This window comes from Streptomyces sp. NBC_01463 (assembly GCA_036227345.1).
In the GTDB taxonomy this organism is placed as follows: domain Bacteria; phylum Actinomycetota; class Actinomycetes; order Streptomycetales; family Streptomycetaceae; genus Streptomyces.
Genome location: CP109468.1, coordinates 1,878,845 through 1,896,642, shown reverse-complemented (window position 1 = coordinate 1,896,642; position 17,798 = coordinate 1,878,845). Strand labels below are relative to the sequence as shown.

17 protein-coding genes are annotated in these 17,798 nt (G+C 72.5%); 11 read left to right on the top strand and 6 right to left on the bottom strand.

Annotation, left to right across the window (positions count from 1 at the left end):
- Positions 1–63 precede the first annotated feature (63 nt).
- The 7 genes from OG521_08285 (at position 64) to OG521_08255 (ending at position 8,613) form a co-directional block, all read left to right on the top strand.
- On the top strand, positions 64–1,266 hold the full coding sequence (locus OG521_08285) for an FAD-binding oxidoreductase (protein ID WUW20791.1): 1,203 nt from the start codon (positions 64–66) through the stop codon (positions 1,264–1,266).
- Positions 1,267–1,278: 12 nt separating this feature from the next.
- Positions 1,279–1,617, top strand: a complete 339-nt coding sequence (locus OG521_08280) for a (2Fe-2S)-binding protein (GenBank protein ID WUW20790.1) — start codon at positions 1,279–1,281, stop codon at positions 1,615–1,617.
- The gene (locus OG521_08275; GenBank protein ID WUW20789.1) at positions 1,598–3,127 is read left to right on the top strand and encodes an NAD(P)/FAD-dependent oxidoreductase; all 1,530 of its coding nucleotides are present in this window, start codon (positions 1,598–1,600) and stop codon (positions 3,125–3,127) included. The genes OG521_08280 and OG521_08275 overlap by 20 nt, the downstream gene beginning before the upstream one ends.
- Before the next feature lie 73 nt (positions 3,128–3,200).
- Entirely contained in the window at positions 3,201–4,112 is a 912-nt protein-coding gene (locus OG521_08270) for a dihydrodipicolinate synthase family protein (GenBank protein ID WUW20788.1), read from the top strand.
- 99 nt (positions 4,113–4,211) lie between these two features.
- On the top strand, positions 4,212–5,213 hold the full coding sequence (locus tag OG521_08265) for a proline racemase family protein (GenBank protein WUW20787.1): 1,002 nt from the start codon (positions 4,212–4,214) through the stop codon (positions 5,211–5,213).
- Between the two features lie 69 nt (positions 5,214–5,282).
- Entirely contained in the window at positions 5,283–5,948 is a 666-nt protein-coding gene (locus OG521_08260; protein ID WUW20786.1) for a GntR family transcriptional regulator, read from the top strand.
- Between the two features lie 292 nt (positions 5,949–6,240).
- Positions 6,241–8,613, top strand: coding sequence for a M9 family metallopeptidase (locus tag OG521_08255; GenBank protein ID WUW20785.1), 2,373 nt, complete (start codon positions 6,241–6,243; stop codon positions 8,611–8,613).
- A gap of 42 nt (positions 8,614–8,655) precedes the next feature.
- Here the strand turns inward: OG521_08255 and OG521_08250 are convergent, their stop codons facing one another.
- Positions 8,656–9,045, bottom strand: coding sequence for a barstar family protein (locus OG521_08250; GenBank protein ID WUW20784.1), 390 nt, complete (start codon positions 9,043–9,045; stop codon positions 8,656–8,658).
- Between the two features lie 80 nt (positions 9,046–9,125).
- Positions 9,126–9,518 carry a ribonuclease gene (locus tag OG521_08245; GenBank protein ID WUW20783.1) on the bottom strand — a complete coding sequence of 131 codons (393 nt, stop codon included), beginning with the start codon at positions 9,516–9,518 and terminating at the stop codon, positions 9,126–9,128.
- Between the two features lie 235 nt (positions 9,519–9,753).
- On the opposite strand from OG521_08245, the gene OG521_08240 reads away from it, so the two are divergent.
- Positions 9,754–10,152, top strand: a complete 399-nt coding sequence (locus tag OG521_08240; GenBank protein ID WUW20782.1) for an ATP-binding protein — start codon at positions 9,754–9,756, stop codon at positions 10,150–10,152.
- Between the two features lie 51 nt (positions 10,153–10,203).
- Here OG521_08240 and OG521_08235 read toward each other — a convergent pair whose 3' ends face one another.
- Together OG521_08235 and OG521_08230 are read right to left on the bottom strand one after the other, a co-directional pair.
- The gene (locus OG521_08235; protein WUW20781.1) at positions 10,204–11,286 is read right to left on the bottom strand and encodes a DUF2637 domain-containing protein; all 1,083 of its coding nucleotides are present in this window, start codon (positions 11,284–11,286) and stop codon (positions 10,204–10,206) included.
- A 252-nt stretch (positions 11,287–11,538) separates the two neighbouring features.
- Positions 11,539–12,387, bottom strand: a complete 849-nt coding sequence (locus OG521_08230; GenBank protein ID WUW20780.1) for a (2Fe-2S)-binding protein — start codon at positions 12,385–12,387, stop codon at positions 11,539–11,541.
- A gap of 146 nt (positions 12,388–12,533) precedes the next feature.
- Between OG521_08230 and OG521_08225 the strand changes: the two genes are divergently transcribed.
- Positions 12,534–13,295: a GntR family transcriptional regulator gene (locus tag OG521_08225; protein ID WUW20779.1), complete on the top strand. Its 762-nt coding sequence runs from the start codon at positions 12,534–12,536 to the stop codon at positions 13,293–13,295.
- Positions 13,296–13,341: 46 nt separating this feature from the next.
- Here OG521_08225 and OG521_08220 read toward each other — a convergent pair whose 3' ends face one another.
- A complete protein-coding gene (locus tag OG521_08220) occupies positions 13,342–14,127 on the bottom strand; it encodes a hypothetical protein (GenBank protein WUW20778.1) in 786 nt (261 codons plus the stop codon).
- A gap of 197 nt (positions 14,128–14,324) precedes the next feature.
- Positions 14,325–16,049: a PucR family transcriptional regulator ligand-binding domain-containing protein gene (locus OG521_08215; GenBank protein ID WUW20777.1), complete on the bottom strand. Its 1,725-nt coding sequence runs from the start codon at positions 16,047–16,049 to the stop codon at positions 14,325–14,327.
- Positions 16,050–16,309: 260 nt separating this feature from the next.
- On the opposite strand from OG521_08215, the gene OG521_08210 reads away from it, so the two are divergent.
- Both OG521_08210 and OG521_08205 read left to right on the top strand, forming a co-directional pair.
- Positions 16,310–17,200 (top strand): FAD binding domain-containing protein, encoded by an 891-nt coding sequence (locus OG521_08210; protein WUW20776.1) that lies wholly within the window; start codon positions 16,310–16,312, stop codon positions 17,198–17,200.
- 2 nt (positions 17,201–17,202) lie between these two features.
- Complete coding sequence (locus OG521_08205; protein ID WUW20775.1) at positions 17,203–17,796, top strand: (2Fe-2S)-binding protein; 594 nt, start codon at positions 17,203–17,205, stop codon at positions 17,794–17,796.
- Positions 17,797–17,798: the final 2 nt, after the last annotated feature.

The following is a 17,798-nucleotide window of genomic DNA, read 5'->3' as shown; positions in this document are numbered from 1 at the left end:
TCGTCATATCAATGGTCCGGACGACCTCTTGGCGCCATCAGAGCCATGTGACATATTACTGACGTGTTCACGAAACAGCCTTGGGACGTGGTCGTCGTCGGGGCCGGGGTGGTCGGCGCGGCCTGTGCCCATGACGCCGCCCGGTCCGGACTCTCGGTCGCGGTGGTGGACCGGGGACCGGTCGCCGGCGGCACCACGGGGGCGGGGGAGGGGAACCTCCTGGTCTCCGACAAGCTGCCGGGACCGGAGCTCGACCTGGCTCTCCTCTCCGCCGCGCTCTGGCGCGAGCTGGCCGAACTGCTCCCGACAGCAGTGGAGTTCGAGCAGAAGGGTGGCCTGGTCGTCGCGGCCGGACCCGAGTCGCTGGCCGGACTGACCGCGACCGCGGCCCGTCAGGCGGCGGCAGGGGTGCAGGCCTCGGCGGTCGCTCCGCACGAGCTGCCCGCACTCGAACCGCATCTGGCTCCCGGACTGGCCGGCGGCTTCCTCTACCCGCAGGACGCCCAGGTCCAGCCGGCCCTGGCTGCGGCGCACCTGCTCCGCGCGGCCCGCGACGCCGGCGCGAGCCTGCACCTGGGCAATGCGGTCACCGCCGTGCTGACGGGGCCGAACGGGGCGGTGCGCGGGGTGCGGACCGGCGCGGGCGACCTGCTCGCCCCGGCCGTGGTCAACGCGACGGGCGTCAGGGGCGGGGAACTGGCCGCACTGGCGGGCGTGGAGCTGCCGGTCCTGCCCCGGCGCGGCTTCGTCCTGGTCACCGAGCCGCTGCCGCCCCTGATCAGGCACAAGGTGTACGCCGCGGAGTACGTGGCCGATGTGTCGAGCGCGTCCGCCGCCCTGCAGACCTCGCCCGTGGTGGAGGGCACGCCGTCCGGCCCGGTCCTCATCGGCGCCAGCCGCGAACGGGTCGGATTCGACCGCACGGTGTCCGTCCCGGTGATCAGCCGGCTCGCCGCGGCGGCGGCCGCGCTCTTCCCGGTCCTCGCGGACACCAGCGTCCTGCGGGCGTACCACGGCTTCCGCCCCTATCTGCCCGACCACCTCCCCGCGATCGGCCCCGACCGCCGGGTGCCGGGCCTCTTCCACGCGTGCGGCCACGAGGGCGCGGGGATCGGGCTCGCACCGGCGACGGCGGCGCTGATCACCGCGGCGATCCGCGGGGAGAAGCCCGAGGTCGACCCCGAACCCTTCCGGCCGGACCGCTTCGACGCGGATTTCCGCTCGTCCCCCCGCCCGCAGCCTCCGAACCCTCCGACCGCCGACTGAGCAGGAGTTCCGGTGAGACGTCTCCGCACCCGTACCACCGCACGCACCCCGGCCGGCCTGGCCGGCGCCGAGCCCGGCCCCGGTTTCGAGATCACCTTCGACGGCCGTCCCGTCCGCGCCCTCCCGGGCCAGAGCATCGCGGCCGCACTCTGGGCCGCCTCCATCCTGACCTGGCGCACCACCCGCGTGAACGGGCGGCCGCGCGGCGCCTTCTGCGGGATCGGGTCCTGCTTCGACTGCCTGGCCACGGTCAACGGACGCCCCGGTCAGCGCGCCTGCCTGCTGCCGGCCCGTCCCGGGGACGCCGTCACGACGCAGGAGGGGGACGGGCATGCCGGACTCCACCGCTGAGACACCCGAGACAGCCAGGACAGCCGGGGTATCCGGAGCAGGTGAGATCGCCGAGGCCGCAGAGGCTGTTGGCGCGGCCGCCCCACACCCCGTCGCCGGGCTCGCCGTGGTGGGAGCCGGCCCCGCCGGGCTGGCAGCGGCCGTCACCGCAGCCGACGCCGGACTCGACGTGCTCCTCCTCGATGCGGCGGACGCACCCGGCGGTCAGTACTACCGCGCTCCCGCCGCCGGCCTCGGCGCCACCCGGCCCGAGGCGCTGCACCACGGCTGGGCCGCGTTCGCCGGACTCACCGCCCGGCTCGGCCGGCACCGCGCGACAGGCCGGATCCGCCACCTCGCCGGACACCAGGTCTGGACCGTCGTACGGACCGGAACGGACTGGACCCTGCACGCCGTCACCGGTACCGAAGGGCGGACAGGGGCCGCACTCCGTGCGCGCCGGCTGCTGATCGCGACCGGTGCCACCGAACGCCAGCTCCCCTTCCCCGGCTGGACCCTGCCGGGAGTCGTCGGGGCGGCCGGGGCGCAGGCCATGCTGAAGTCGGGGCTGGTGCTGCCGGGCCGGCGCGTCGTCGTCGCGGGCAGCGGACCGCTGCTGCAGGCGGTCGCGGTCTCCCTGGCCAGGGCGGGCGCCCGGGTGCCCGCCCTGGTGGAGGCTTCCGGCTATCCGGCCTACGCACGCGCACCCCTGGTGCTCGCCGCCAACCCCGGGCGGCTCCGGGAAGGGCTGCGGCACGGTGCGGCGCTGGCCAGGCACCGGGTGCGGCCGCTGACCCACCGGGCGGTCACCGCCGTCCACGGCACCGACCGGGTGGAAGGTGTCACGGTCAGCCGGCTCGACCGCGACTGGCGTCCGCTGCCGGGGACCGGTCGCCGCATCGACTGCGACACCCTGGCCGTGGGCCACGGCCTGGTGCCCCAGCTCGACCTCGCCGTCGGTCTCGGCTGCGCGACCCGCGGCGGTGCTGACGGCTCGCCCGCGCTGGAGCTCGACGCGGAACTGCGCACCACCGTGCCCGGCGTCTGGGCGGCAGGTGAGACCGGCGGCATCGGAGGGGTTCATCTCGCGCTGATCGAGGGTGAGTTGGCCGCCCTCTCGGTGATCGAGGAGGTCCGGGGTATCCGTGGCGGCCGGGGTGCGGACCGTACGGGCGCGTTGCGCCGGTCCCGGCGCCGGATGCGTGCGTTCGCCGAGCTGATGGGGGCGGTGCACCGGCCGGGACCCGGCTGGACCGCCTGGGCGGACGCGGACACCGAGGTCTGCCGCTGCGAGGAGGTCACCGCCGGTGCGATCCGCACGGCGGTCGGTGAGCTGGGCGCCGGGGACCACCGCACCGTCAAGCTCCTCACCCGCGCCGGGATGGGCTGGTGCCAGGGCCGGACGTGCGGCTTCGCCGTACGGGAACTCGCAGGCGGCGGGAGCGGGTCCGACACCCCGGACCGCCGCGCGCTCGCCTGCCCGGTCCCCCTGTCCGTACTCGCCCGGGCCGCGGACCCCGAGAACACCTGAACACACCCGCCACGTCCCTTTCCACCAGCCCTTTTCTGCTTCCCCTTCCCCTGCCATATCCGAAGGAGCCCTCATGACGACGACGAACGACGCGGTACGCATCAGCCCCTGGCGGGGCGTCATGGTCGCCACCCCGCTGACCCTGCGCGAGGACCGGACGATCGACTTCGACGCGTACGCCGCCCATGTGCGCGACCTGATCGCGGCGGGCTGCGACGGGGTGGTGCCCAACGGCTCGCTGGGGGAGTACCAGACCCTCACGGACCAGGAGCGCGACCAGATCGTACGGGTGGCCGTCGAGGCGGCCGGGGGCGGTGCCAGGGTGATGCCCGGCGTCTCCTCGTACGACAGCGCGCAGTCGCGGCGCCGCGCCGAGCAGGCCGCCGAGGCCGGCGCCGGGTCCGTCCTGCTGCTGCCGCCCAACGGATACCCCTGCGAGGACGAGGCGGTTCGCGCGCACTACGCCGAGGTCGCCTCGGTGGGGCTGCCGGTCGTCGCGTACAACAACCCCTTCGACACCAAGGTCGACCTGACGCCGCGGCTGCTGGCCCGGCTCCACGCCGACGGTTCCGTGGTCGCCGTCAAGGAGTTCAGCGGTGACGTCCGCAGGGCCTACGAGATCGCCGAGGAGGCGCCGGGCCTCGACCTGCTCGTCGGGGCCGACGACGTCCTGCTGGAGCTTGCCCTGGCCGGGGCCGTCGGCTGGATCGCCGGCTGCCCCAACATGCTGCCCGCCGGCTGCGTCGCGCTCTACCGGGCCGCCGTGTCCGGCGACATGGACACGGCCCTGCCGCTGTACCGGCGGCTGCACCCGCTGCTGCGCTGGGACTCCAGGCCCGAGTTCGTCCAGGCCATCAAGGCGTCGATGGACATCGTCGGCCGGCACGGCGGGCCCACCCGGCCGCCCCGTCTGCCGCTCGGCGCGGACGCCCTGGCCGCCGTGCGCGCCGCCACCGAGAAGGCGCTCGCCGAAGGACTGGACTGAACCGCCTGCCGTACCGGCCCTGCCCTTGGGCCCTGACCGCACCAGAGACCCGCCGGACGGGATGTCGTCCCGTACCGGCAGGACGACCGAGGGGGACACTTGCGCACGCGTCACATCTTCCACGCCGTCGACTCGCACACCGAGGGCATGCCCACCCGGGTGATCACCGGCGGCATCGGCACGCTCCCCGGGGCCACCATGGCCGAGCGCCGCACGTACTTCATGGCGCACCGGGACGCGGTGCGCACCCTGCTGATGTACGAGCCGCGCGGCCACTCCGCGATGAGCGGGGCCGTCCTGCAGCCGCCCACCCGCCCCGACGCCGACTTCGGGGTCCTGTTCATGGAGGTCTCCGGCTGCCTGCCGATGTGCGGGCACGGCACCATCGGGGTGGCCACCGTCCTGGTGGAGACCGGCATGGTGGAGGTCACCGAACCCGTCACCACGGTGCGGCTGGACACCCCGGCCGGACTGGTGAGCGTCGACGTCCGGGTCGAGGACGGCGCCGCCACCTCCGTCACCCTCACCAACGTCCCCGCATTCAGCGCCGGACTCGGCCTCACGGCGAAGGTTCCCGGCCACGGCCTCGTGCCGTACGACCTCGCGTACGGCGGCAACTTCTACGCGATGGTCCAACTGGACGATCTGGGGCTGCCGTTCGACCGGTCCCGCAAGGACGAGCTGCTGGCCGCCGGGCTCGCGCTGATGGACGCCGTCAACGCCACCGACCGCCCGGTCCACCCGCTCGACCCCGCGATCCACGGGCTCAAGCACGTCCAGCTGATCGCCCCCGGCTCCGACGCGGTCCGCTCCCGGCACGCCATGGCCATCCACCCCGGCTGGTTCGACCGCTCCCCGTGCGGCACCGGCACCTCCGCGCGCATGGCACAGCTCCACGCCCGGGGCGAACTCGCCCTGGACACCGACTTCGTCAACGAGTCCTTCATCGGCACGGAGTTCACCGGCCGGCTGGTCGCCGAGACCACCGTGGGGCCGCTGCCCGCCGTCGTCCCCACCGTCACCGGCCGCGCCTGGATCACCGGGACCGCACAGTACTTCCTCGACCCGGCGGACCCGTTCCCCGAGGGATTCCTGCTGTGACCCGGGGCCTGCGTCACGGGCAACGTCACATTGTATTCTTGGGCTCCGCACGGTCCTGGAGGAACAGACATGGCCCGCCTGACGTCCCTCAACGTGATCTCGGCGCAGGAGCATCTGCGTGACCAGGTGGCGCACGCGCTGCGGGCCGCACTGATCTCCGGCGAGCTGAAGCCCGGGACCGTCTACTCCGCACCGGCGCTGGCCTCCGAGTTCGGTGTCTCCGCGACACCCGTCCGCGAGGCCATGCTCGACCTGGCCCGGGAGGGCCTGGTCGAGGCGGTCCGCAACAAGGGCTTCCGGATCACCGAGCTGACCGAACAGGACCTCGACGACTTCACCGAACTCCGCGCCATGATCGAGGTCCCCACTGTCGGCAGGATCGCGCGGATGGGCCTCACCCACGAGCTGGAGGCGCTGCGGCCCGTGGCGCTCGAGATCGTCGAGGCGGCGCGCCGGCAGGACATCCTGGGCTATCTGGAGGCGGACCGCCGCTTCCACCTCGCCCTGCTGGCGCTGGCCGGCAACCGCAGGCTGGTCGAGGAGGTCGGCGAACTGCGCAAGCGCTCCCGGTTGTTCGGCCTGAACAGGCTGGCCGAGTCGGGGCAGTTGGTCGCCTCGGCGCAGGAGCACGTACAGCTGCTGGATCTGGTGGTGGCCGGTGACGCCCCCGGGGCAGAGGCCTGCATGCTGGGCCACATGTCCCACGTCCGGTCCCTGTGGGCCGACCGCGCCTGAGACCGGCAGCCGCACAACGGCGCAGGCCGCCGCCCCGCTCGGGGTGGCGGCCTGCGCCGTTGTGACGTCATGTCATCCAGCCGTTGTGGCGTCACCCCATCCGCACCGAAACCTGAATGTGCGCACAGCGCCTTCCTAAGGACATGTGACATGTGCCATTGTACTGACGGTCGCGATTGAGGTCGTGCTCATGTCATGAGCGGTACGCGGATCACCCCGCCCGCCTGCCTCGGCCGCGCCATCCCCCACGCCGCGCAACGTCGCGCGGCACCACACCGCTGGGAGGCGGCACGTGAAGAACCGATCGGTTCGACAGAGATTCACCGGGCTATCCACCGTGGTCCTGGCGGCCTGCCTGGGCTTCGGCCTACTCGCCGCACCGGCCGGGGCCGCCGAACCCCGGCCCACCGCACCGGCGAGCGCATCCGCAAATGCCGAAGCCAGTAAGTCCGTTGACACAGGAGGGCCCGCCGCACAGGCCCTCACCGCACCCGTCCAGGACGCCCAGCACATAGGCGGCGCGTCCCGGGACCCCGCCGACCGGGCGCCGCGCACCGCGTCGAAGGACGCGCTGAAGCGCGACTACGACGACCCGGCCTCCGCCGCACCGAGCCACCCGGCCCCCTCGATGAAGGCCAAGGCCCGCTCGGCAGCGAAGGCCGCCGGAATCGCCCCGGCCGCCGCCTGCTCCGTCGCCGACTTCACCAGCCGCACCGGCAGCGCCCTGGTCCAGCAGATCAAGTCCTCGACGACGGACTGCGTCAACACCCTCTTCACGGTCAAGGGCAACGACGGCTACCTCGCCTTCCGCGAGGCCCAGATGGTCTCCGTCGCCGACGCCCTGCGTGCGGGATCGGCCGCGTACCCGGGTGACAGCAGCACCGGAATGCCGCAACTGGTGCTGTTCCTCCGGGCCGGCTACTACGTGCAGTACTACGACCCCGCCACCGTCGGCGACTACGGCGACGCACTCCGCACCGCCATCCAGGGCGGGCTCGACGCCTTCTTCGCCTCCGCTCACGCCTACGACGTCACGGACGCCAACGGGGAAACCCTCTCCGAAGCCGTCATCCTCATCGACAGCGCCGTGCAGAACGCCCGCTACCTGAACGTCGTCAAGCGCCTGCTCGCCGACTACGACTCCTCGTACGACAGCTCCTGGTACATGCTCAACGCCGTCAACAGCGTCTACACGGTGACCTTCCGGGGCCATCAGGTGCCCGAGTTCATCAGCGCAGTCGAGGCCGACCCGAGCCTGCTCGACGCGCTCGCCGGCTTCGCCCGCGACCACCTCGGCCTGCTGGGCACGGACCGTTCCTACCTCGCCTCCAACGCCGGACGCGAACTCGGACGCTTCCTCCAGGAGGAGTCGCTGCGGCCCCACGCCCGCCCGCTCGTCGTCGACCTCCTCGGCCGGAGCTCACTGACCGGACCGACCGCACCGCTCTGGGTCGGGCTCGCGGAGATGGCCGACTACTACGACCGGGCCGACTGTGCCACGTACGGCACCTGCGACCTCGCCGCGCGGATCAAGAGCGCCGTGCTGCCCGTCACGTACACCTGCAGTGACAGCATCCGCATCCTCGCCCAGCAGATGTCGTCGTCCGACCTCGCGGCGGCCTGCACCAGCCTGAAGGGCCAGGACGCCTACTTCCACGAGGTGGCCCGGGACGGCGGACCCGTCGCCGACGACCACAACACCACCATCGAGGTGGTCGTCTTCGACTCCAGCACCGACTACCAGACGTACGCCGGAGCCATCTACGGCATCGACACCAACAACGGCGGCATGTACCTGGAGGGGGACCCCTCGGCGGCCGGCAACCAGCCGCGGTTCATCGCCTACGAGGCCGAGTGGGTGCGCCCCGAGTTCCAGATCTGGAACCTCAACCACGAGTACACGCACTACCTCGACGGCCGGTTCGACATGGCGGGCGATTTCGAGGACGGCCTCACCACACCGACCATCTGGTGGGTCGAGGGCTTCGCGGAGTTCGTCTCCTACTCCTACCGGGACGTCACCTACGACGACGCCGTCACCCAGGCCGCCGCGCACACCTACACCCTGAGCTCCCTGTTCGACACCACCTACGAGAACGCCGACCAGACCCGCATCTACAACTGGGGCTATCTGGCCGTCCGTTACATGCTCCAGTCGCACCGCGCCGATGTGGACACCCTGCTGGGTCTCTACCGCTCGGGCGACTGGAACGGTGCCCGCACCCTGCTCACCTCGACGATCGGCAGCCGCTACGACGCCGACTGGAACACCTGGCTGACCGCGTGCGCGGCCGGCAGCTGCGGCACCACCACCACCGAGCCGACCGAGCCGTCCGCGGAGTGCACCGCCGCCGACATCCGTGAACTCGGCCAGGACTGCGCCCGCAGCGGACGGACGGCCACCCGGGGCAACTACTCCTACCTGTACATCGACGTCCCCGCCGGAACCGCCCGGCTCACCATCACCACCAGCGGCGGCACGGGCGACGCCGACCTCTACTACAACGCCGACAGCTGGGCCACCACCGGCTCCTACACCGCCAGGGCCACGGGTGGCGGAACCGCCCACACGCTCACGATCGACAACCCGGCGGCAGGGTTCCACTACATCAGTCTGTACGCCGTGCAGGACTTCGGCGGCGCGAAGGTCTCCGTCCGGTACTGACCGGAAGCGGGCCACGGATGCGGCCGACCGCGTCCGTGGCCCTCACAGCAGGCGCAGCGTGCCCGGGTCGGTCTCCTCCCGGACGATCTCCAGCAGCCGGTCGAAGAGCGTCGGCCCCCGGCCCTCCTCCGCCCGGGCCAGCTCCTCGCGGAGCCGCGGCAGACTGCTGACATGGGCACGGGGGAACAGGCCGCGGAGGTAGCGCGCGGTCTCCTCGTGTCCGAGTGCCCGCGCCGACATCTCGTGGTCGCGCCACTCGATGACGAAGTCGTCGTCGTCCGGCGTGCCCATTCCGCCCCGCAGACAGTCCGCGAAGGCGTCGAGCCCCCGGCCGAAGTAGCCGCCGGGCCCGTTCACCGCCTCGCCGATCACGACCCAGAAACTGTCCAGGCCGGTGACCCCGGAGCCGTCGATCACATAGGTCACGGTCATGGGGCGAGCGTACAAGCCGCCGGTCCGGTGATCCGCGCCGCAGGTGGGGGGCTGCGGCGCGGACCGGACCGGGGGGCGGTTCAGCAGCCGTGGTCGACGAGGTCGAACGTCTCGTAGTGGTCGGCGGTGTAGTAGTCCTCCTGGCTCTCCTCACCCGTGACGATGCGCCGCGCACCACGGGTCGGGGAGCCGGGGGTGATCACGGTGTACTCGTGGTAGTAGCCGGTGCTCTGCCCCGGCAGCACACCTTCACGGTTCTGGAAGACGGTGCCGTCCTGGTCGTACGGGAACGGCCCGCCGGCCTCGATGAGATCGAGGGTGTCGTGCGCCTGGGACGGCAGCGCGGAGTAACAGATGCTGCCGACCGAGGTGGTGGCGGCGGTCGCGGTCGCCGCGACGGGGCCGCCGACGAAGAGGACGGACAGGAGGGCGGCGATGCCGCCGAGCGTGGTGATCCGTGGGGGGATTCGCATGCCCACCATGATGACGCGCGTAGATGCGGCCCCGTCAACGCCAAGTCGGAGGAATTTTCGTGAAGTTCACCGGATCGGCGCAGTGCCCGGGTCCCGTGTGGCGGAACGGCCCCCATAGGGGAGGTTTCGCGCTTATTGATGTGTCCGCAAGCGTGACGGGCTGTGGGGTGGGGCATGCATTGCGTGAGGAAGTCCGAGCAGAAGGGGGCGATTCACTGTGTGGGCGGGGGAGACGATGGAGCGTCAGGAACTGGCCAGACTGCATCGCAGACTCGGCCGTGCCGATCTGGCGGCGGTCGCCGAAGTGCGATGTGCGATGCGGGAGTTACTCCGGTACCGATGGAAGGAGGAGCCCGCACAGGTGGCCGAGCTGCTGCTCAGTGAGCTGGTGACCAACGCGCTGGTGCACACGGACGACGGCGCGGTCGTCGCCGTGAGCGTGGCCCCGCGCAGGCTGCGGGTGGAGGTGCGGGACTTCGTCCCGGGTATGCCCGTGTCGCACGTACCGAACGCCGACGACGGTACGCACGGCCGGGGGCTGATCCTGGTGGAGAGCCTCGCGGACTCCTGGGGGGTCAGCGCGCACGGTCTGGGCAAGGTGGTCTGGTTCGAGCTGGACGGCGAACGGCCCTGACGGTCGGTCTGACCGTCAGGGCCGTTTCCCACAGGATCGTGTGACGATCCATCAGCCGAACTGCTGCTCCAGGTCCTTCAGCTTCTGCTCCAGCGAGTCGAGCCGGGGCAGTGCCTGGGTGTCGTCGTCGGGAGTGAGGTCGACCGCTCTCGGATCAGTCGAGCCCAGCTCCGGAACGTCCCTGGATTTCGGGCCGTTCACGGCTTGCAGGGATGGCCGGGGTCGCAGGGGCAGCTGACCCGGCTCGGATATGGCGGGCTCCGCGACGGACTGTGCGGAGCCCGTCGCGGGGGAGATGGCCTGGACGTCCACCTGGGCGCCGCCCCGGCCGACGCGTCCCCAGGCCCGGTTCTGCCGGTTCAGGGCCTTGATGTGCGCCCGGTCCAGCTTCTCCTGGTCCTTCCTGCGGAGACGGTTCTGCTCCTTCTCCCGGCGGTCCTCGCGAACCTCGTCGACCGCCTCGTCCAGCGTGCGTACGCCTTCCAGGAGCATCAGCGACCAGGCGCCGAAGGTCTCCCGGGGTGCGCGCAGCCACCGCACGATCCGGATCTGCGGCAACGGACGGGGCACCAGGCCCTGTTCGCGCAGCGCGGCCACCCGGGTCTGCTTCAGGGCCCGGTCGAAGAGCACGGCCGCCGAGAGCGACATCCCCGCGAAGAAGTGCGGAGCGCCCGCGTGGTTGAGGCCGCGCGGTGCGTGCACCCAGTTGAACCAGGCGGCGGCCCCGGCGAAGGTCCACACCAGCAGGCGTGAGCCGAGCGCCGCGTCCCCGTGGCTGGCCTCCCGCACCGCCAGGACGGAGCAGAACATCGCGGCCCCGTCGAGGCCGAACGGCACCAGATACTCCCAGCCGTTGGAGAGGCCGAGATTCTGCTGCCCGAAGCCGACGAGCCCGTGGAAGGAGAGGGCGGCGGCGACCGCGGCACAGCAGAACAGCAGAATGTACGAAGCGGTGGCGTAGAGCCCTTCCTTGCGTCTACGCCGTTCCTCGCTGCGTTCCCAGGAGTCGTCGGCTGCCGCGGATGTGTCAGCAGCGCGCTTGCCGCGTGCGACCACCGCCACCGCCGCCATGACCCCCGCGAGCAGCACGGCGGCCGGAAGCAGCCAGTCAAGCGATATGTCGGTCAGTCTCATGCGCGGTCCCTTGCGTCGCGATAGGGCGTTTCGGCCGCCATCGTGCCGGGAATCGGAACACGTCCAGGCCGTTTCGGGGCAAGAGAACGCCAATGGGGTGGCAGAGCCGCCGGATAACCGCGATCTGGTCGAATGCCCGTATGCCGCAGGGGAGTTGTGTTCGATTCGCGCCACTCGTGCGAGCGGCCTCGGTTCTGCGCCGGAGCCAGGGCTGTCCCGCCAGGAATCGCGGGACAGCCCGCAGGGTGCGGGCTACGGCGCGGGCGTCAGCTTCCGGACCCGGTCCGCGTCGCAGGTGCGCGGGCAGGTGACACAGGTGTCCTCGGGCCGCAGCGTGTAGAACATGCAGCAGCTCGCACGGTCGCGGGTGGGCAGTGACTCGCCGTCCGGGCCGGTCAGCTCCCGGAAGCCCGCCGTGCCGACGTACGGCTTCGTGGTGCCCGGCAGGAGCGCCTCCAGCTCCGCCATCGCGCGCCTCTCCTCACCGAGGAGATGGGCGACGTACCAGAGGCCCTCGACGATCTCGTCCGTCGCCATGCCCCACAGGGCCCGCTTGCCGCGCCGCATGCGCGGGCGGAAGCCGTCGAGCACCGGGCCGAGGTGTTCGGCCACGGACGCGAGCACCTCGGCGCGCAGCGCGGCCTCGTCGGCCACCACCCGCGCGCCCGGCAGCCCGGCCGCCGGATCGTCCGGCAGGCAGGCGAATTCCCGCACCCGCACGGTCAGATGGCCCAGTGCCCGCTGGAACGCGACGTCCTCGACCGGGATCCGGGGCACCCGCCGGTGCAGGAACCACGGCACGGTCACCAGCAGGCAGGCCGGCCAGGCGTAGCGGTGCAGTCCGAAGCCGGCGATCACATCGGGCCTGGCCTGCTGCCCGTAGTCCCGGAGCACCTGCGCCTCGTCCCAGGAGAGGAAGGTGTCCAGCGCGCTGCCGCCGGCCGCGAGCTCGTGCGCGCCCACCCAGCCGGAGCCGTCGGGGGAGGGCTCGCCGTCGTCGAGCACCTCGGCGCGCAGGCCGGGAAAGACCTCGGCGAGGCGCGCGTACGCGTCCGTGACCGCCGAGGTCGTGGCGCCGGGAAGCAGTGTGGGCAGGGTCATGCAGGGACCACCGAATCGCGATCGTTTGCAGGTAAGCCTTACCTTACCCGAACGGATCGATGTTTGAACTGCAGCCCTGTCCGCCTATCGTGCACACGGGGCGCGGTACTCGCGAGCCGCGCCCGCGACCGGTCGAGGAGGTATCCGTGGAGCAGGGCAGAGCGCGTGAGAGCGCGTGGGCACCGTACGGGCCCGCCGCATCCGTGACCCCCTCCTCGTCCGTCCGGGTGCCCGAACAGGCCCGTGGGGAGCACACCCACAGCGAGCCGCCCGCCCCCCGGGCCCCGGTGCAGCGGCACTCCGTGCGCGGCCAGATCCTGGACGCCCTGCGCGCCGCCCTCGTCGACGGCGAGCTGGTTCCCGGACAGGTCTACTCCGCACCGGCGCTCGGCGCCCGCTTCGGCGTCTCGGCCACCCCGGTGCGCGAGGCGATGCAGCAGCTGGCCGTCGAGGGGGCCGTGGAGGTCGTGCCGAACCGCGGTTTCCGGGTCGCCGAGCGCGGCGCCGGTGAACTGGCGGAGCTGGCCGAGGTGCGGGCACTGATCGAGGTCCCCGTCATGCTGCGGCTCGCCCGCACCGTCCCGCCGGCCGGCTGGTGCGCCCTGCGCCCGCTGGCCGACGCCACCGTCGCCGCGGCCGCCGTGGGGGACCGGGCGAGCTACGCCGAGGCCGACCGGGCCTTCCACGGTGCGGTGCTGGCCCTCGCCGGCAACGCCCAGCTGGTGCTGGTCGCCGACGAGCTGCACCGCCGCTCCCAGTGGCCGCTGGAGGGCAACCCCGTCACCCGGCGCGCCGACCTGCTGGCGGACGCCTCCGAGCACACGGCACTGCTGGACGCGCTGATCGCCCAGGACGTCACCGTCGTCCAGTCACTCGTCCGGGAGCACTTCGCCGGTTCCGGGGGCTGACACCCGGCCCGGGGCCGCCCCCAGGCGCCCCCAGGCCGTCGCCGTCTCAGTTCGCCTCGGCCGTCTCCGGACCCGGCGGGTCCAGGTGCGGTGCCAGCCAGGTCGGCACACCGCCGAGCAGCCGGAACAGCCGGCCCGCCTCGGCCCGCAGCCGGGTCGCCGCCTCCGGCTCGGGCTCCGCGTCGGCCAGGGCGATGAGCGCCGGGGCCGTACCCACCAGGTAGCCGAGCTCCTCCCTTATCCGCAGGGACTCCGCGAAGCCGTGCCGGGCCTCGGCGAGCTCGCCCTCGCGCAGCGCGATCAGGGCCAGGTGGCGCCAGGTGGAGGAGAGCAGGAGCGCGTCGCCCTGGGCGGTCGCGCCCGCGTGGGCCCTGCGGTACGCGGCCCGGGCGGCCTGCGGCGAGTCGGCGATGTTCTGCGCGATCAGGCCCCGCCGGAAGTCCAGCAGCGGACGGCCCGCCGCGGCCGGGGAGAGGAGGGCCGCGGCCCGGCTCAGCGCCACCCGGGCCTCGTCGGCCCGGTCCCGTACCCCGAGCAGCGTCGACGCGTAGGCCAGATAGCCGCGCTCGCAGGCGGCGGCCCCGCGCTCGGCGTCGTCGTGGGCCATGGCCTCGGCGGTGCGCAGCGCGTCCTCCGCCTCCGTCCAGCCCTGTCCGGTGTAGAGACAGCGCTCCGTCAGCAGGGCCGTCCGCTGGAGCGCGGCGGCCGGATCGGTGGCGGCGTCGTGTTCGAGCAGAGCCGCGGCGTCCGTCCAGCAGGCGCGTGAGCGCAACCGCCATACGGCTGTCTGGAGCGGCGGATCGTCATCTGCTGTCGTTCCGGAACCAGACATGGCGGTATACGCCACATTGCCCTCCCCGAGCGCGCCATCGAGCTGTGGAGAGTGTCCGGCCGTCGAGAGGGCGGACGCTCTGAGTCTGGCCGCATCACAGCACGGAATGGCACGCCGGGCCAAGAGGTCGAGACAATGTCAGGTGAAACTTTTCACAATCGACCGGGACCCGCGGGGACGGCCGGGACCCCCGGGAGTCAGCTCATCCGCAGGGCGAGGAAGAAGTCGAGCTTGTCCTCGAGCCGCGAAAGGTCACGCCCCGTCAACTGCTCGATTCGCCCGACCCGGTAGCGCAGCGTGTTGACGTGGAGATGCAGCCGGGCCGCGCAGCGGGTCCAGGAACCGTCGCAGTCCAGGAACGACTCCAGGGTCGGGATCAGCTCCGCGCGGTGCCGCCGGTCGTAGTCCCGCAGCGGGTCGAGCAGGCGTGCGGTGAACGCGCGGCGCACGTCGTCGGGGACGAACGGCAGCAGCAGGACGTGCGAGGCCAGTTCGTGGTGACCGGCCGCGCAGACCCTCCCCGGCCGGGCCGCAGCCACCCGCCGGGCGTGCCGGGCCTCCTCCAGGGCGCCGCGCAGCCCCTCGGGCGAATGCACCGAAGCACTGACACCCAGTGTCAGGCGGCCGTCGTCGGCGAGACCCGCGGAGAGCGGGGTGCGGACTGCGGCCAGCAGGGCGTCGGCGTGCAGCGCGGGATCGTCGGCCCCGGCGTCGTCGGCGGCGCCGTCGTCCGCGTCCGCCGGCGGCGCCGGCGCGGCGGGCAGCGGCACGAGCGCGATGGCCTCGTCACCCGTATGGGCGACCGCGATCCGGTCGGCCGAATCCGGCCCGGTCACGGCCGGGTCGACCAGGATCTCCTCCAGCAGCGCCTGGGCGACCGGGCCGCCCGCGATCCCGGAACCGCTGCCGCCGGGCGCGCCGTCCTCGTCCCACTCGACCCGGGCCACCACGACCTGCCAGTGCGGAGCGGTGCCGAGACCCGGCAGCAGCACCGGGGCGGCGACCCGCAGCCGGGCGGCGATCTCGGCGGGCGGGGCACCGGCCTGGACCAGCTCCAGGACCTCCTGGGCGAGCCTGCGGCGCACCGTACGGGCCGCGTCGCGCCGGTCCCGCTCGACCGCGATCAGCTGGGTGACCCCCTGGAGGAGGTCGAGCCGGGCCGCCGGCCAGTCGCCCGCGTCGGCCTCGACGGCCAGCAGCCAGTCGGAGAGCACCGACTCCCGGACATCACGGGAGGCCGGCACGGCTCCCCGGCCGTTGTTCCGGATCGGGAAGAGCGAATACGTCACCCCGCCGATCGTCGCCCGGTGCGGGGCGCGGCGGCCGGAGCGGACCGCGGCCAGGTGCAGCCCGGCCAGTTCCGCACCCAGCGGGCCGGGCAGCGGCGCGCCGGCGCCCGCGATCTGCCGGCCGGTGGGCGAGAGCACCCAGGCGTGCAGGTCCAGGTCGGAGCCGAGCAGATCGAGGACTACTTCCGGCCCGCCGCCCGCCGGGCCCGAGGTCATCAGCCTGCGGTGCCGGTCGACGACCGCCGCCAGGTCACCGGCCCGCTCGCCGGACACCTGCCGCACCACATGCTCGGTGATCGTTGCGAACGCGACGGTCTCATGGACGGCGAAGAGCGGCAGCCGGTGGTGGCGGCACGCCTCCACCAGATCGTCCGGAATGGCACCGAGCTCCGCCTCGCCCGCCGCGAGCCCGGCCACCCCGGCGCCGGAGAGGATCCGTACGAACGGCTCCGAGTCCGTCGCGTCCCGGTGCCAGGCCAGGCCGGTCAGGACCAGCTCACCGCCCGTGAGGTAGCGGCTGGGGTCCCGCAGGTCGGTGGTCATCACGCCACGGACCGTCCGGTCCAGCTCCTCGTCGTCGCCGAGCAGCCGCAGGCCCAGCGCGTCGGTCTCCAGCAGTGCGCGCAGCCGCATCTCGTCGCCGCCGTTCTCTTTCGTTGGTGCGGGGGAAAACTGGGTATTGCGGCGAGGTAACCGTTCCCCGCCATTCGTTCGAATCTACAAGACGAGGGCGAAGACCAGCCAACTCCTTCATGGTTTCGGTGACTGCACCAGGTGGAGCAGGGCTTGTGTACTGGGCCACACACCGCGTTAACAACACATGAACGACCAGTCGAGGGCCGGCCGTCTCCAGCCCCCAGTGAACGACCCGATTGAGAAGAAGAGAGCCACTCATGGACTTCCTTCGCCCCGCCAGCTGGGAGGAGGCGCTCGCCGCCAAGGCCGAGCACCCTACGGCTGTGCCCATCGCGGGCGGCACCGATGTGATGGTCGAGATCAATTTCGACCACCGGCGGCCCGAGTACCTCCTGGACCTGAACCGCATCGGTGACCTGTCCGAGTGGGAGGTGGGCCAGGAGAGCGTACGGCTCGGCGCCTCTGTCCCGTACAGCGCCATCATGGAGCACCTGCGCACCGAGCTGCCCGGACTGGCGCTCGCCTCGCACACCGTCGCCTCGCCGCAGATCCGCAACCGCGGCGGCGTCGGCGGCAACCTCGGCACCGCGTCACCCGCCGGTGACGCCCACCCGGCCCTGCTCGCCGCGGGCGCCGAGGTCGAGGCCGAGTCCGTCCGCGGCATCCGGATGATCCCCATCGACGCCTTCTACACCGGCGTCAAGCGCAACGCCCTGGAGCCGGACGAGCTGATCCGGGCCGTGCACATCAAGAAGGCCGACGGGCCGCAGCAGTACTCCAAGGTCGGCACCCGCAACGCGATGGTCATCGCCGTCTGCGCCTTCGGCCTGGCACTGCACCCGGAGACCCGCACCGTCCGCACCGGCATCGGATCCGCCGCCCCGACACCCGTACGGGCGAAGGAGGCGGAGGAGTTCCTGAACGCCGCGCTGGAAGAGGGCGGGTTCTGGGACAGCCGCACGATCATCACGCCGTCCGTCGCCAAGCAGTTCGCCACGCTCGCCGCGGCCGCCTGCAACCCGATCGACGACGTGCGCGGCACCGCGAGCTACCGCCGGCACGCGGTCGGGATCATGGCCCGCCGGACCCTCGGCTGGACCTGGGAGTCGTACCGCGGCAACGGCCGCAGCACCGAAGGAGCTGCCTGATCATGCGCGTCAATTTCACGGTCAACGGCCGACGTCACGAGGCCGACGACGTCTGGGAGGGCGAGTCCCTCCTGTACGTCCTGCGTGAGCGGATGGGCCTGCCCGGCTCCAAGAACGCCTGCGAGCAGGGCGAGTGCGGCTCCTGCACGGTCCGCCTCGACGGGGTCCCGGTCTGTTCCTGTCTGGTCGCGGCCGGCCAGGTCGAGGGCCGCGACGTCGTCACGGTCGAAGGCCTCGCCGACTTCGCCGCCCACCGCACCGAGGCCCACCCCGGCACCGGCTGCGCGTCGGGCGCCTGCGGCACCACGGTCGACAAGGCACAGCGGTGGAAGGCCAAGCCGTCCGCCGAGGAGACCCGCGACACCGGTGAACTCTCCCCGATCCAGCAGGCGTTCATCGACGCCGGAGCCGTCCAGTGCGGCTTCTGCACCCCCGGACTGCTGGTCGCCGCCGACGAGCTGCTCGAGCGCACCCCGGAGCCGTCCGACGCGGACATCCGCGAGGCGCTCTCCGGCAACCTCTGCCGCTGCACCGGCTACGAGAAGATCCTCGACGCGGTCCGCCTCGCGGCCGCCCGCGCGGAAGAAACGGTCTAGAC

Coding starts and splice junctions, on each gene's coding strand:
- OG521_08245 (WUW20783.1), bottom strand. CDS start 9,518: ATGCGAATCCCCCCACGGATCACCACGCTCGGCGGCATCGCCGCCCTC.
- OG521_08220 (WUW20778.1), bottom strand. CDS start 14,127: ATGTCTGGTTCCGGAACGACAGCAGATGACGATCCGCCGCTCCAGACA.
- OG521_08270 (WUW20788.1), top strand. CDS start 3,201: ATGACGACGACGAACGACGCGGTACGCATCAGCCCCTGGCGGGGCGTC.
- OG521_08250 (WUW20784.1), bottom strand. CDS start 9,045: ATGACCGTGACCTATGTGATCGACGGCTCCGGGGTCACCGGCCTGGAC.
- OG521_08240 (WUW20782.1), top strand. CDS start 9,754: ATGGAGCGTCAGGAACTGGCCAGACTGCATCGCAGACTCGGCCGTGCC.
- OG521_08210 (WUW20776.1), top strand. CDS start 16,310: ATGGACTTCCTTCGCCCCGCCAGCTGGGAGGAGGCGCTCGCCGCCAAG.
- OG521_08230 (WUW20780.1), bottom strand. CDS start 12,387: ATGACCCTGCCCACACTGCTTCCCGGCGCCACGACCTCGGCGGTCACG.
- OG521_08260 (WUW20786.1), top strand. CDS start 5,283: ATGGCCCGCCTGACGTCCCTCAACGTGATCTCGGCGCAGGAGCATCTG.
- OG521_08235 (WUW20781.1), bottom strand. CDS start 11,286: ATGAGACTGACCGACATATCGCTTGACTGGCTGCTTCCGGCCGCCGTG.
- OG521_08275 (WUW20789.1), top strand. CDS start 1,598: ATGCCGGACTCCACCGCTGAGACACCCGAGACAGCCAGGACAGCCGGG.
- OG521_08215 (WUW20777.1), bottom strand. CDS start 16,049: ATGCGGCTGCGCGCACTGCTGGAGACCGACGCGCTGGGCCTGCGGCTG.
- OG521_08205 (WUW20775.1), top strand. CDS start 17,203: ATGCGCGTCAATTTCACGGTCAACGGCCGACGTCACGAGGCCGACGAC.